The sequence below is a fragment of the Paraburkholderia sp. USG1 genome (assembly GCF_031570135.1).
Taxonomy (GTDB): Bacteria; Pseudomonadota; Gammaproteobacteria; order Burkholderiales; family Burkholderiaceae; genus Paraburkholderia; species Paraburkholderia dioscoreae.
The window spans coordinates 141772-156343 of record NZ_JAMWXW010000006.1 but is presented as its reverse complement, the minus strand read 5'-3'; the positions used below and the strand labels follow the sequence as shown (position 1 = coordinate 156343).

The window sequence follows — 14572 nt, the reverse complement described above, 5'->3', positions numbered from 1 at the left end:
CCACGCGGCGAGATGCAATAAAAAACCCGCCGACAAGGGCGGGTTTCACTGAGGCAAACACAGGGCGAAGCGAGCTTACTTCAACGCCTCAAACGCACGTTCACGAATTTCATCGACGCTGCCGAGGCCCGAAATGCGGCGATACTGCGGTGCCTTCAGCGGGGTCGACGAATCGCCGTTCTTCGCCCAGTTGGTGTAGTACTCGATCAACGGCTTGGTCTGCGCCTCATACACTTCCAGACGCTTCTTGACCGTTTCTTCCTTGTCGTCGTCGCGCTGGATCAGCGGTTCGCCGGTCACGTCGTCCACGCCTTCGACCTTCGGCGGATTGAACTTGACGTGGTACGTACGGCCCGACGCGGCGTGCGAGCGGCGGCCGCTCATGCGCACGATGATCTCCTCGAACGGCACGTCGATTTCCAGCACATAGTCGATCGCGACGCCGGCCTGCTTCATCGCCTCGGCTTGCGGAATGGTGCGCGGAAAACCGTCGAACAGATAACCGTTCGCGCAGTCCGGCTGCTGCAGACGTTCTTTCACCAGATTGATGATCAGTTCGTCCGTGACCAGTTCACCAGCGTCCATGAAGCGCTTGGCTTCAAGGCCGAGCGGCGTGCCTGCCTTGACGGCTGCGCGCAGCATGTCACCGGTGGAAATTTGCGGAATGCCGAACTTTTCCTTGATGAAGGTGGCCTGAGTACCCTTACCCGCGCCGGGCGCACCCAAAAGGATCAAACGCATGTGATATCTCCAGATCTATGTGAATTCTTTGGTGGCGCAGCAGCCGTCCCACGATGCGTCGAAGGCTCCGCGTCGGCTGCCGGTACGAGTCTCGCGCTGCACGTCGACTGGACGGCGCTGCAGGACCGCAACGGCGCGACCGGGGCAAACCCTGACTTTCGCTTGTCTCGGGAGGCGCGCACAACCGTCCGATTATGCCACGGGTTTTTCCGCTCAAGACCCGAATAAAGCCTGCACGCGTGCGAGATCGGCGGGCGTGTCGACGCCGGGCAGGGGCACGTCATGGGTGACGAGTACCGCGATCCGTTCGCCGTGCCACATCGCGCGCAGTTGTTCGAGCGCTTCGACCTGTTCGATCGGCGAGATCGCGAGACTTGGGTAAGTGCGCAGGAATTGCGCGCGATACGCGTACAGGCCGATATGCCGGTGGACCACCGCGGGCGCGGGAGGCGTGGGCATCGCTGCGACATTGGGCCAGTGCGGCTGATAAGCGTCGCGTGCCCACGGTATCGGCGCGCGCGAGAAGTACAGCGCGACGCCGCGCGCATCGAGCACGACCTTGACGACGTTCGGATTGAAAATCTCGGCGGGGTCGGTGATCGGATGGGCTGCGGTGGCGATCGCGCAACCGCTGCTCGCCGCGAGGTGCGACGCGACGCCGCACACGAGCGCCGGATCGATGAGTGGCTCGTCGCCCTGCACGTTGACCACGATCGTGTCGTCGCTCCAGCCGAATTGCGCCGCGACTTCCGCGAGACGGTCCGTGCCGGACGGATGGTCCGCGCGCGTCAACACGGCTTCGAAGCCGTGATCGCGGGCGGCGTCGAGCACCGCCTGCGCGTCCGAGGCGACCAGCACCTGCTGCGCGCCCGATTCGCGCGCGCGTTCGGCGACCCGCACCACCATCGGCTTGCCGCCGATGTCGGCGAGCGGCTTGTTGGGCAGACGCGTCGACGCGAGGCGAGCCGGCACGACGGCGATGAACGGAGGAGTGGTGGTGTTGGCGTGGGTCATCGGCAAGACAGGCGCAAAGACGGGCGGAAAAGCGGGCGGCGATGAAACCGGAGGAAGGCGGCAGCGCATACACGGTAGCCGTGACAGCGGGGCGGACCGGAAAGACGGCGCAGGCGGATCGCAACATGCGGGACACCACGCATGGCGGCCGCCCTGCGCGAGCGAGCCGAACCTAAGCTACGGAGCCCGGATTCAGATCGACCGGCGTGCCTTCCACGGTCTGCCGCGCCTCGTCGACGAGCATGACGGGAATGCCGTCGCGGATCGGATAGGCGAGTTTGTCCGCATTGCAGATCAGTTCCTGCGCGGCGCGGTCGTAGCTGAGCGGGCCCTTGCAGATCGGGCAGACGAGAATTTCAAGCAGGCGAGCGTCCACGGACTTTCTCCACAACTAATGCAATGAGGCGATGATCGAGCGCGGCTTCAACCGGGACTATCCAGATGCGCGCGTCGTGCCAGGACCCTAATTTTACCGCATCCTTTTCTGTTATCAGGATGGTGTCGGCGTCCACGTCGGTAAACGGATTGCGCTCGAACGCGTAGTGATCCGGCAGGGCGCGGGTGGCCGGCGTCAGGCCGGCGGCGCGCAGCGTGGCGAAAAAGCGTTCCGGCGCGCCGATGCCGGCCGCGGCCAGCACGCGATCGCCACTGAACTGCGCGAGCGGACGGCGCAACGCGGGATTGTCCAGATGCCACGCGTCGCCGGGCGCGAGTTGCAACGCGAAGGTGTTCGGCCACGCGGGCAGCGTGCGTGCGTAAGGATCATTGATGAGCGTGGCGTCGCGGCGGCGCGACAGCGGCTCGCGCAGCGGTCCGGCGGGCAGCAGAAAACCGTTGCCGCCGAGCCGGTGATCGAACACGACCAGTTCGGCATCGCGCTGGAGCCGGTAGTGCTGCAAGCCGTCGTCGCTCACGATCACGTCGACATCGCGGTGCGCGGCGCACAGTGCCTGCGCGGCGGCCACGCGATCCGGGCAGACCCAGACCGGCGCGCCGGTGCGGCGGGCGATCAGCAGCGGCTCGTCGCCGCCCGCACTCGCCGCCGATGCGGGCGTGATCGGCGTCGGCGTCGTCACGCGCGCGCCGTAGCCACGCGACACCACGCCGGGGTGGAAGCCCGCGACACGTAACGCTTCGACCAGCGCGATCACGGTCGGCGTTTTTCCCGTGCCGCCGACCGTCACATTGCCGACCACCACCACGGGCACGCCGACGCGCACCGACTTCAACCAGCCGAACGAAAAGGCGGCGCGCCGCGCGGCGGCGATCGCGCCGAACACGCAGGCGAACGGTGTCAGCGCCCATGCAAGCGGGCCGCGTTGTTGCCATTCGCGCGCAAGGCGCGCTTCGAGACGGTTGCTGATTTCGCTCATGGGCAGATTGCTCGGACGAGCGGCACGCCGCTCGCCGGAAAGCGCCGGCACGGCGGCATGAAGGAGCTAGGCGCAATACGCGGGGCAAGCATCAACGCGGTTCTCCGGACTGTCGAAAATGAGGCAAAAGGTGAAACAGGTGCCGCACCGGACGCGCGTGCGCAGGTGCCGCGATGCCGGGTGCTACGCACCATCCGGCATGCCGTCGAACCCGCCACTCTAGCGCGCGTGCGTCCCGCCCGGCAAGTCGCGAACCGTGCGTCGCGCGCCGGAACGGCAGTAGCGGCGTTGCCCACGGCCTGTGGATAACTTTGTGGAGAACCTGCCATCGGACGGGCGGAGAAGGCCGGTCCGCGCGCCCGGTATCGGCAATCATTCTCTTTAGTGAGATATAAACTCCATATAAATCAAAGACATGCTTTCGATTCATGCGGCCGCGCGGGCAATCCGGCGGGTTTCGTCCGCTCGGTCCCGCCATGTGGACACTTTTAACAATTCGAGTGCCGCGCTGGACGCCGATGGCCGCTCGGTCTATCGTCTGTCCGGCCAGCCACACATATTCCTCGCATGAATCCCGAAAGCCCTTTTTTCTCGTCGGCCGCGCCCGGCGGCGAAGTCGTCGTCCCCGTCTCGGCGCTCAATCGCGCAATCGGCACGATGCTCGAACGCTCGTTCCCGCTGGTCTGGGTTGCCGGCGAAGTGTCGAACTTCACGCGCGCCGCGAGCGGCCACTGGTATTTCTCGATCAAGGACGCGCAGGCGCAGATGCGCTGCGTGATGTTCCGCGGGCGAGCGCAATACGCCGAATTCACGCCGCGCGAAGGCGATCGCATTGAAGTGCGCGCCTTGGTGACAATGTACGAGCCGCGCGGCGAGCTGCAACTGAATGTCGAGGCGGTGCGGCGCACAGGGCAGGGGCGTCTCTATGAAGCGTTCCTGCGGCTGAAAGCGCAGCTCGAAGCCGAGGGTCTCTTTGCCGCCGAACGAAAGCGCCCGTTGCCGTCGCATCCGCGAGCAGTCGGCATCGTGACGTCCTTGCAGGCCGCCGCCTTGCGCGATGTCCTGACCACGCTGTCGCGCCGCGCGCCGCACATTCCGGTGATCGTCTATCCGGCGCCGGTGCAGGGCGCAGGCGTGAGCGCGAAGCTCGCCGCGATGGTCGATGCCGCCAACGCAAGGCGCGAAGTCGACGTGCTGATCGTCTGCCGTGGCGGCGGCTCGATCGAAGACCTGTGGGCGTTCAACGAAGAAGTGCTGGCGCGCGCGATCGCCGAAAGCGCCATTCCGGTGGTGAGCGGCGTGGGTCACGAAACCGATTTCACGATCGCCGATTTCGCCGCCGATGTGCGCGCGCCGACGCCCACCGGCGCCGCCGAACTGGTGAGTCCGCAGCGCGTGCTGCTGTTGCGCGAGCTCGACCATCGCCACGCGACACTCGCACGCGGTTTCGGCCGCATGATGGAGCGGCGCGCGCAGCAACTCGACTGGCTCGCGCGCAGGCTGGTGTCGCCGGCTGAGCGTCTCGCGCGGCAACGCACTCATTTGCAGCAACTGAGCGTGCGGCTCGCGTCGGCGGGCACGCGCCCGGTACGTGATGCAAGAGCGCGGTTTTCGCTGCTACAGATGCGCTGGCAACGTTGGCGCCCTGATCTCGCCGGGCATCAGGCGAAGCTCGGCAATCTCGCGCAGCGTCTGGACATGGCTTTGTTACGCCAGCATGAACGTCAGACCGCGCGCATCGACACGCTTGCCGCGCGTCTCGAAGTGCTGAGCCCGCAGCGCACGCTCGAGCGTGGTTATGCGGCGGTGCTCGATGCGCAGAGCGGGCGCGCGGTGCGTGCGCCGTCGTCGTTGAAACCCGGGCGGCGCCTTACGGTGCATCTCGCGGAAGGCGCCGCGGACATCGCGCTCGCGGATGTGCAGCCGCGCCTGACCGACGGATTCTGACACTTCCCCCACGGGGCGGGCGCCAGTACTTTTGACGCTTGCAGTGCCCTGGCACACGGTGTGCGAATGCATTAATTACGCTATGTGTGCAGCATGTTTGCCGATGCCGGACATAAAGTCCGTTGGTTTGCGGGGTTATTCCAAGTCGCCTACAATCGAGTGCTCTATAGCGTTATCCGCAGACTCCCCCCACAACAGATACTGAGAAGGAAAGCACCATGGAACATACGCTCCCACCGCTGCCGTTCGCGAAAAACGCACTCGTTCCGCACATGTCGGAAGAGACGCTCGAGTTTCACTACGGCAAGCATCACCAGACCTATGTGACTAACCTGAACAATCTGATCAAGGGCACGGAGTTCGAAAATCTGTCGCTGGAGGAAATCGTCAAGAAGGCATCGGGCGGTGTGTTCAACAACGCGGCTCAAGTGTGGAACCACACGTTCTTCTGGAACAGCCTGTCGCCGCAAGGTGGCGGTGCTCCGAGCGGCGCACTCGCTGACGCGATCAACGCCAAGTGGGGTTCGTTCGACAAGTTCAAGGAAGAATTCGCCAAGACCGCAGTCGGCACGTTCGGCTCGGGTTGGGCATGGCTCGTGAAGAAGCCCGACGGTTCGCTCGACCTGGTGTCGACCAGCAACGCCGCCACGCCGCTGACCACCGACGCCAAGGCACTGCTGACGATCGACGTATGGGAGCACGCTTACTACATCGATTACCGCAATGCGCGTCCGAAGTTCGTCGAAGCGTACTGGAATATCGTCAACTGGGAATTCGCGTCGAAGAACTTCGCGTGAGTTTGCGGTTGCGCAAAGGCGAACGCAGTCTCCCGCAATAAACTTTGCAAGCCGTAGCCTGGATGAAAGCCCTCCGCGCGAGGGCTTTTTTGTGCCTGCCTTTCGCATCGGGCAACATTCGAGCGAGCGTTTTGCCCGGGGGTTAGTATGAGTTTGCCAGGCAGGCCCGGCATGCTGCGCGCAGACCACTCGCGCATTCTTCATGGACCGATCGGAGTTCCTCATGAAAGGCAGTCAATTGACGTTGTTTGCAGCCAATCAGAGTCACCGCAAGAGTCACATGACCGTCATCGACTGGATTCTGGAGAAGACGAAGGAAGCCGGCATCGAGGGCGCCACGGTGATCGAGGTGAGCGAAAGCATCGACGCGCATGGCAAGTACCATGCGGCGCGGTTTTTTGAACTGGTCGACCAGCCCGTCGTCGTCACGGTGGCGGCGGAAGATGAACGCATCGACGCGCTGCTCGATACTCTCCGGCACGGCGGCGTTCAGCTCTTCTACACGCGCTGTCCTGTCGAATACGAAGTGCTTGGCGCAAGCGCGGAAGAGGGCGGTGAGTAGCGTGGGCCGCGCCGGTGCCGGGATGCTACGCTCGCGCATCTGTCTCGTGGGTCATGGGCTAGAATGAATCAGGCGATGGGGTGCGGCCCGGCGTCGGGCGGCGGAGATATACGATGAACGGCTATCAACTGACGTTCTATACAGAGCAGAACAGGAAGCACGGCCATCAAACCGTGTGCGAATGGCTGCTGCACGAGGTCCGGCGGCTCGGGATCAGCGGCGCGACCGTCATCAATTGCGCCGAAGGCATCGGCCACGCCGGTTCGCGTCACGCGGCCCGCATGCTCAAACTCGACGATCAGCCGGTGCAGATCATTCTTGCCGTGACCGAAACCGAAGCGGAGCAGCTTCTCGATCTGGTGCGCGCCGAAAACGTGCACGTTTTCTACATGCGTTTGCCGGTCGAGTTCGGTGTCATCGGCGAAGACGTTCCGCATAAACCGTCGAAGCTTTTTTCGCTGTTCGGCCGATCGACGGATGAGGAGTGACATGGGCCTTGCATGCGCCTGCACATCGAAAAACCATCGGATACCTAAGTAAATAACCCGGGCCAGTTGCCTTGCGTCAATCCACGCGGTTGACTATCTGCATTCGCTCGCCAGGGCGTGCGTGATTGTCGAACTTCTACCCACTCTTCGCGTCGATCACAACGGCGCTCTCCCGGCACCGAGCAAGCGATTTTCCGACGGCCAAGTTATAGTCACGACCTATCGATGACATTGCAAGAACCGCTTTCTATTGCGAGAGACTCTCACGTATATTTCAGATCGCAGCAGGTCTGAAGAGGTGAGCCATTCTCGTCCAATTCCCGCTACGAACATCCCGCGTCGCAGCACGATTATGTGCGTCGGGTGATCGGCAGCGGCACACCAGAAAGCGTGCACCACGAGGTTTTCAGACAGGCCCACCGGCGCCGGATGGCCGATGCGTCCGGAAGTCTGACGCCACAGTAGAACACCCAAGTGTACGTCTCCCCAAGGAGGTATCGCATGTCAAGCGAAGCAAAGTGTCCGTTCAACCATGCCGCCGGCAGCGGCACCACGAACCGTGACTGGTGGCCGAAGCAGTTGCGACTGGATCTGCTCAGCCAGCACTCCGGCAAGTCCAACCCGATGGATGGCAGCTTCAACTATGCCGAGGCGTTCAGGAGCCTCGATCTGGCTGCCGTGAAGAAAGACCTGGCCGCTCTGATGACCGACTCGCAGGACTGGTGGCCCGCGGACTTCGGCCACTACGGGCCGCTGTTCATCCGCATGGCCTGGCACAGCGCCGGCACGTATCGCATCGGCGACGGCCGCGGCGGCGCTGGGCGCGGTCAGCAACGGTTTGCGCCGCTCAACAGTTGGCCGGACAACGTCAGCCTGGACAAGGCGCGCCGCCTGCTCTGGCCGATCAAGCAAAAGTACGGCCAGAAGATTTCCTGGGCCGACCTGTTGATTCTCACGGGTAACGTCGCGCTCGAAACCATGGGCTTTAAGACCTTCGGTTTCGCGGGCGGCCGGGAGGACACGTGGGAGCCGGATCTGGACGTCTACTGGGGCAACGAGAAGACCTGGCTGGGCGGCGACGTCCGCTACGGCAAAGGCGCGGCCGGCGATAACGACGACGGTGGCGTGATCGTCGCCGACGAAGAAAAACACGGCGAAGAGGTGAGCCGCGACAACAGCGGGCGAAACCTCGAAAATCCGCTGGGCGCCGTGCAGATGGGCCTCATCTATGTCAACCCGGAAGGCCCCGACGGCAATCCGGACCCGCTCGCCGCGGCGCACGACATTCGCGAAACCTTCGCTCGCATGGCCATGAACGACGAAGAGACTGTCGCGCTGATCGCCGGTGGTCACACCTTCGGCAAGACGCACGGCGCCGGTCCCGCCGACAACGTCGGCCCCGAACCCGAGGCGGCCGATCTCGAGAACCAGGGGCTGGGCTGGAAGAACAGCTTCGGCACCGGCAAGGGCGGCGACACGATCACGAGCGGTCTGGAAGTCACCTGGACCACCACGCCCACGAAGTGGGGCAATGGCTTCTTCGAAAACCTGTTCAAGTACGAATGGGAGCTGACCAAGAGCCCCGCAGGCGCGCATCAGTGGGTTGCCAAGGACGCCGGCGAAACGATCCCGCACGCTCACGACCCCTCGAAGAAGCTGCGGCCGACCATGCTCACCACCGACCTCTCGCTGCGCTTCGATCCCGTCTACGAGAAGATTTCGCGGCGGTTTCTGGAGAATCCGGACGAGCTTGCCGATGCCTTCTCCCGCGCCTGGTTCAAGCTGACCCACCGCGACATGGGACCGCGCACCCGCTATCTCGGCCCGGAAGTGCCGGCCGAAGAACTGATCTGGCAGGACCCGATTCCGGCGCTCGACCATCCGCTGGTGAACGGGCAGGATATCGCCTCGCTCAAGCAGAAGATTCTGGCGTCGGGGCTGTCAGTCTCGCAGCTGGTGTCGACGGCGTGGGCTTCGGCTTCCACTTTCCGCGGCTCGGACAAGCGCGGCGGCGCCAACGGTGCGCGCATTCGCCTCGCGCCGCAGAAAGACTGGCCAGTCAATCAGCCTGAGCAACTGGCGAAGGTGCTGAAAGTCCTCGAAGGTATTCAGAGCGAGTTCAACGGCTCGCAGTCTGGTGGCAAGAAGATTTCGCTGGCCGACCTGATCGTGCTGGGTGGCGCCGCCGCTATCGAACAGGCGGCAAAGAGCGCCGGCCAGCAGGTGAGCGTGCCTTTCTCGCCGGGCCGCATGGATGCCTCGCAGGAGCAGACCGACGTGCAATCCGTCGCGGCGCTCGAACCGCTCGCCGATGGCTTCCGCAACTACCTCCAGGGCAAGTATCGCGCTCCGGCGGAGGCCTTGCTGATCGACAAGGCGCAATTGCTGACGCTGACGGCGCCGGAGATGACGGTGCTGATCGGCGGCTTGCGCGCCTTGAACGTTCACGCAGGGCAGGATTCGCACGGTGTATTCACGCACCGGCCGGAGACGCTGTCCAATGACTTCTTCCGTAACCTGCTCGACATGGGCACGGAATGGAAGCCGCTGTCGCTGGCCAGGGACGTGTTCGAGGGGCGAGATCGCAAGAGCGGCGAGCTCAAATGGACGGGCACGCGTGTCGATCTGGTCTTTGGGTCGCATGCTCAGCTCAGGGCTTTATGCGAAGTCTATGCAAGCGAGGACGCGCAGGAGAAATTCGTCCGCGACTTCGTTGCAGCCTGGGCCAAAGTGATGGATCTGGACCGGTTCGAGATTGCCTGACTGGTCGAGGAGCCCCGCCGGAGCATGTTCCTGGCGGGGCCTCGCAAAGCGTCTGCCGACTCAGATCGATGACGTGGTCCCGGTCGCAAAGGCTTTGGTTTTTGCGGAACCGGACCGGCCGGGCGCGTCTTTATCGGGCGTTCTGCGACGGATGACTCTTTGTCACAGTTGGTAACCGCGTCCATGCTCACCACGTGCTTTCAGCCCGTCGGCGGCGTGTCCGGATAGATAAAGAAAAAATACGGTAACTATCTCGTAAACAAGCCGCACGCAAATTGGCCTAACGTATGTTTCTCCCATGAAGAAACGTGCGCCCCTATGATCTCAAGTCTCAAATCGACACGCGTCGCCCTGCCGGCAGGCGCGCTCGCACTGGCGCTCCTTGGCGGCTGCGCAGTCGTGCCGCCGAGCGGTCCTTCCATTGTTGCGCTGCCGCGCAGCGGCGAGCCGCTCAATCAGTTCCAGCAGGACGACTACTCCTGCCGCGATTACGCCTACCGTGCGTCGGACGCGGCCGGTGCCGCGCAGAGTTCGACTACGAACAGCGTCAATAGCGCGGCCGTCGGCACGCTGGGCGGTGCCGCTGTCGGCGCGCTCATCGGGGCGGCGGCGGGCAATGCCGGCGCGGGTGCTGCGATTGGCGCGGGCAGCGGCTTGCTGCTCGGCGGCGCGGCCGGCGCAAACGGCGCGCAGTATTCGGCCAACAGCATGCAGGCGCGATACGACGCAGCGTACGCGCAATGCATGACGTCGAAGGGCAATACGATCTCGCAGCCGCAGATGCCGGTCTACGCGCCGCAGCCGGTATATGTTGCGCCGCCGCCTCGTTACTACGGGCCGCCGCCGGTAATCTATGCCCCTTATCCGTACTACTGATCGAGTTCGATCGAACGCCTGCTGTAGCGAGGCCGCGTCGTCCTCAAGTATTGCCACGTATGGCGGAGGGAGGCGAAACGATGGCGGCAAACGCCTTTGCAAACAGCGTACGGTTAATCATCCGTAAGGGCGACCAGCGCATCCAGCGATCGGAAGACGCACGTGGCGAACTCCTCTCTTGCGGCACGCGACGTGATTCACGACGCGCACCGTTCGTTGTGCGGAGTTGACCGTCGCATCGTTCATGAGACGAGGCGAAAATGCGAATCTCGCAAGCTGGCGTTGAGACGTCCGGGCTGGGTGTATGGTCCCGCCGGGGTACGGTGGCGGCGTTAATCGCCGTCGCCTCCTGTTTCGTGTCGTGCGGCGGGGGTGGTGGCGCGCCCGTCGTGGCGTCGGGCGCGGCTGGCGGGAGCGGCACCGCGGGCGGTTCGGGCTCAGGCTCGGGCGGCACGGGCAGTGGCGCCGGGACCGGTTCGGGAATGGGCAGCACCGGCACTGGATCGACCGGTACGGCGGGTACAGCCTACGCCACCGACGTCCTCATGCATCACAACGATATCGGCCGTACCGGTCAGATGCTCGCCGAGACGACCCTCACGCCGGCCAACGTCAATTCGGCCAGCTTCGGCAAAGTCGCGTTTCTTGCCGCGGACGGCAAGGTCGACGGAGAACCGCTTTTCGTCACCAGTCTGGCGATCGGCGGTACGTCGCACGATGTGGTGTACGTGGTCACCGAACACGATAGCGTCTACGCCTACGACGCGACGTCGTTCGCGCAACTGTGGAAGGTCTCGTTGATCGGGAGCGGTGAAACGCCCAGCGACGACCACGGTTGCCAGGACATCACGCCGGAGATCGGCATTACGTCGACGCCGGTGATCGACCGCAATCGCGGCACGAATGGCGTGCTGTACGCCGTGGCCATGACGAAAGACGGGAGTGGCGGCTACCATCACCGGCTGCATGCGCTTGACCTCGCGACCGGCGCCGAAGTACTGGGCGGTCCGACGGAAATTGCGGCAACGTACCCGGGCAACGGCGCGGGCAGCGTGAACGGTGTGATTACCTTCAACCCGTCGCTGCATACGGAGCGCGCGGCACTCACGCTGGTTGGCGGCAACATCTACATGGGCTGGACCGCGCACTGCATGTCGGGCGCGTACACGGGCTGGCTGATGGCCTATAGCGCCGACACGCTGAAACAGACCAGTGTGCTCAACATCACGCCGAACGGCAGTCAGGGCTCGATCTGGATGGCCGGCTCGGGCATGGCATCGGACGGCACCTCGCTCTACGTGGTGGATGGCAACGGCACGTTCGGCACCACGCTGAATGCACAGGGCTTTCCTGTCGATGGCGACTTCGGCAACTCGATGATGAAGCTCTCCGTGGGCAACCTGCAGGTTACCGATTACTTCGCGATGTCCAACGTCGTCGAGGAAGCGGGCACGGACAACGATTTTGGCTCGGGCGGCGCGATGGTGCTGCCGGACCAGACGACCGCGGGCGGCGTTGTCAAGCATCTCGCGGTGGCGGCCGGCAAGGACAACCATATCTACGTCGTCGATCGTGATTCGATGGGAAAATTCAGCCCGGCCGCCAACAACATCTGGCAGGAGTTGATCGGCACGCTGGCGGGCGGCATCTGGGGATCGCCGGCTTACTACAACGGCGTGGTTTACTACGGCGGCCTGAACGACAACCTGAAGGCGCTGCCAGTCTCGGGGGCGTTGCTCGCGACCACTGCCGCATCGAGGAGTCCGACCACTTTTGCGTATCCGGGGGCGACGCCGGCTGTGTCGGCGAACGGCGCGAGCAACGGCATTGTCTGGGCGGCGGAAAACGGCACGACCGGCGCTTTGCACGCGTACAACGCAGGCAATCTCGCCATCGAGTTGTACAACAGCAACCAGGCCGGCACGCGCGATCAATGGGGCGCGGGCAACAAATTCATCACGCCGATGATCGCGCGCGGCAAGGTGTATGTCGGCGCTACCAATGGTGTGGCGGTGTTTGGGTTGCTGTGAGTGGAAGAGGTTTTTGTATTGCGTTTGGCGGGATGCGGTTGTTGCTGAGCGTGTTCGCGTAGGCGGTGGGACGTAGTGTTGGCGGTTAGCCTGCGACGGTTCGGATCGCGTGTGAAAAGAAGCCCCTGTGTCCGGTTTTCCGGATACAGGGGCTTTCTGTTTCACGCTGGGTTCACGCGCGTCGTAATGCATTGCTCAGTGCGGGAAGCGTTCCGCTCGCAGGGAGCGGGCGCATTCTTTTGCCGCCGGGCGCACATTAAACGCCGGGCCGCGATGCCGAGGCCGCGACGCTGGGGCAGCGATGCCAGGCAGGCAGCGACACCGGCCGCCGCGCTGACGTGCGACGCTTACTGCACGTCACCCGTGGCAGCGGTCTTGCGCGGACGACGACTGCGCGGCGCAGCTTTGCGTGCGGCCTTTTTTGCCGGCGCGGACGCTTCTTCCGCCGTGGCAGAAGGGGGCGCCGCCGTTTCAGCAGGCGCCGCGATTTCCGGAATATCATCGATGCTTCGCGGCTCAGCTTTCTTTGCTTTTTTCGCAGCCGTCTTGCGAGGTGCGCGTTCTTTACGGCGCGCGGGTTGTTTGCCACCCGTATGCGGTTCGTTGGCTCCGCTGTCAACGCCGCCCGACACTTCGGCCGCAAGAGTTTCCGGCGACGCCGTCGGCGCTTCCGGCAGTTCAAAAACGAACTCGCTGTTTTTCGGCGTTTGCGCGTGCAGGTTGTCCGTTTGGGCCTGAGCGCTGCCACCGTGCTCGGTAGCATGACGTTCTTCGTGAACGGTTTCCTGCTGGCCGCGGCCTGCCTTGCGATTGCCTCGCCCTCGGCGGCGCGACTCGTGCTTGCCGCCCGACTCGGCGCTCACCGTTTCTGCGACCTGCGCCTCATACAACTGTTCCGCCGACTCGGCAGCCTCGGCGGCCTCGCTCGCGTTCTCGCCAGCCGCATTCGCAACCGAACTCCGATAGACATATGCGCCGGACTTCTCGTCGCGGCCGAATTCGAGCAGTCCGCGGGCATGAGCTTCTTCCAGCAGATTGCCGAAGGCGCGAAAACCGTAGTACGTCTCGTTGAAATCCGGCTTGCGGCGTTTGATCGCGTTCTTCAGTACCGACGCCCAGATCTTGCCGCTATCGCCGCGTTCCGACGCAAGCGCGTCGAACGTTTGCACCGCGATCTCGACGGCCTTGGTGCGGCGTTTTTCGAGATCTTCCTTGTTGCGGGTTTTCTCTTCGTCGGGTGCGCGTTTGGCCGCCGGCTGGGCGGCCTGGGGCGGACGCGACGACTCGCGTTTGGCGACCGTGCGCTGGCTTTCCCGCACGAGGTCATCGTAAAAGAAGAACTCGTCGCAGTTCGCGACCAGCAGATCCGACGTGGATTGCTGCACGCCGACGCCGATCACCTGCTTGGCGTTCTCGCGCAGCTTCGACACCAGCGGCGAAAAGTCAGAGTCGCCGCTGATGATGACGAACGTATTGACGTGCGATTTCGTGTAGCAAAGGTCGAGCGCGTCGACCACGAGCCGGATGTCGGCGGAATTCTTGCCCGACTGGCGCACGTGCGGAATTTCGATCAATTCGAAATTGGCTTCGTGCATCGCGCCTTTGAAACTCTTGTAGCGGTCCCAGTCGCAGTACGCTTTCTTCACGACAATGCTGCCCTTGAGCAGCAGCCGTTCAAGCACCAGCTTGATATCGAACTTGTCATATTTCGCGTCGCGCACGCCGAGCGCGACGTTTTCGAAATCGCAGAACAGCGCCATGCTGACGGTTTCGTTGGATGACGCCATGTATATCTCCATTGAAGCGATCGTCAAATTCGACGAATCGCGACCATGATAGCGATTCCAGCGGAGGTGATCAGTTTTTGTGTTCAGCGCGCGTGCCGGTGTAGGCGGCCTGAACCCGGAATGACGCCGGCTCTCTGCGACGTTTTCCACGGTTTTTCAGGGCGGTTCACGCCGAGGCGCGCCTTGCGACGAAA

At 63.6% G+C, this 14572-nt stretch carries 12 protein-coding genes; 7 read left to right on the top strand and 5 right to left on the bottom strand.

The window, feature by feature from the left end:
- Nucleotides 1–75: 75 nt before the first annotated feature.
- The 4 genes from adk to lpxK all read right to left on the bottom strand — a co-directional run bounded on the left by adk (nucleotide 76) and on the right by lpxK (nucleotide 3128).
- The gene (gene adk, locus NE850_RS10300; protein ID WP_007180581.1) at nucleotides 76–741 is read right to left on the bottom strand and encodes an adenylate kinase; all 666 of its coding nucleotides are present in this window, start codon (nucleotides 739–741) and stop codon (nucleotides 76–78) included.
- Nucleotides 742–954: 213 nt separating this feature from the next.
- A complete protein-coding gene (kdsB, locus tag NE850_RS10295; protein ID WP_007180582.1) occupies nucleotides 955–1755 on the bottom strand; it encodes a 3-deoxy-manno-octulosonate cytidylyltransferase in 801 nt (266 codons plus the stop codon).
- Nucleotides 1756–1927: 172 nt separating this feature from the next.
- A complete protein-coding gene (locus tag NE850_RS10290; RefSeq protein WP_007180583.1) occupies nucleotides 1928–2131 on the bottom strand; it encodes a Trm112 family protein in 204 nt (67 codons plus the stop codon).
- Complete coding sequence (gene lpxK / locus NE850_RS10285; RefSeq protein ID WP_007180584.1) at nucleotides 2112–3128, bottom strand: tetraacyldisaccharide 4'-kinase; 1017 nt, start codon at nucleotides 3126–3128, stop codon at nucleotides 2112–2114. Before lpxK ends, NE850_RS10290 begins: the two co-directional genes overlap by 20 nt.
- 567 nt (nucleotides 3129–3695) lie before the next feature.
- Between lpxK and xseA the strand changes: the two genes are divergently transcribed.
- The 7 genes from xseA (at nucleotide 3696) to NE850_RS10250 (ending at nucleotide 12591) form a co-directional block, all read left to right on the top strand.
- Nucleotides 3696–5075, top strand: coding sequence for an exodeoxyribonuclease VII large subunit (xseA, locus tag NE850_RS10280; protein ID WP_310698711.1), 1380 nt, complete (start codon nucleotides 3696–3698; stop codon nucleotides 5073–5075).
- A 218-nt stretch (nucleotides 5076–5293) separates the two neighbouring features.
- The gene (gene sodB, locus NE850_RS10275) at nucleotides 5294–5872 is read left to right on the top strand and encodes a superoxide dismutase [Fe] (RefSeq protein WP_007180586.1); all 579 of its coding nucleotides are present in this window, start codon (nucleotides 5294–5296) and stop codon (nucleotides 5870–5872) included.
- 202 nt (nucleotides 5873–6074) lie between these two features.
- Entirely contained in the window at nucleotides 6075–6434 is a 360-nt protein-coding gene (locus NE850_RS10270) for a DUF190 domain-containing protein (protein ID WP_405044819.1), read from the top strand.
- Nucleotides 6435–6547: 113 nt separating this feature from the next.
- Nucleotides 6548–6922 (top strand): DUF190 domain-containing protein, encoded by a 375-nt coding sequence (locus NE850_RS10265; RefSeq protein ID WP_007180588.1) that lies wholly within the window; start codon nucleotides 6548–6550, stop codon nucleotides 6920–6922.
- A gap of 501 nt (nucleotides 6923–7423) precedes the next feature.
- Entirely contained in the window at nucleotides 7424–9685 is a 2262-nt protein-coding gene (gene katG, locus NE850_RS10260) for a catalase/peroxidase HPI (protein ID WP_007180589.1), read from the top strand.
- A 318-nt stretch (nucleotides 9686–10003) separates the two neighbouring features.
- Complete coding sequence (locus NE850_RS10255) at nucleotides 10004–10561, top strand: glycine zipper family protein (protein WP_007180590.1); 558 nt, start codon at nucleotides 10004–10006, stop codon at nucleotides 10559–10561.
- A gap of 260 nt (nucleotides 10562–10821) precedes the next feature.
- Nucleotides 10822–12591, top strand: a complete 1770-nt coding sequence (locus NE850_RS10250; RefSeq protein ID WP_007180591.1) for a hypothetical protein — start codon at nucleotides 10822–10824, stop codon at nucleotides 12589–12591.
- Nucleotides 12592–12938: 347 nt separating this feature from the next.
- On the opposite strand, the gene NE850_RS10245 is transcribed toward NE850_RS10250, so the two are convergent.
- A complete protein-coding gene (locus NE850_RS10245; RefSeq protein WP_310698710.1) occupies nucleotides 12939–14378 on the bottom strand; it encodes an NYN domain-containing protein in 1440 nt (479 codons plus the stop codon).
- Nucleotides 14379–14572 lie beyond the last annotated feature (194 nt).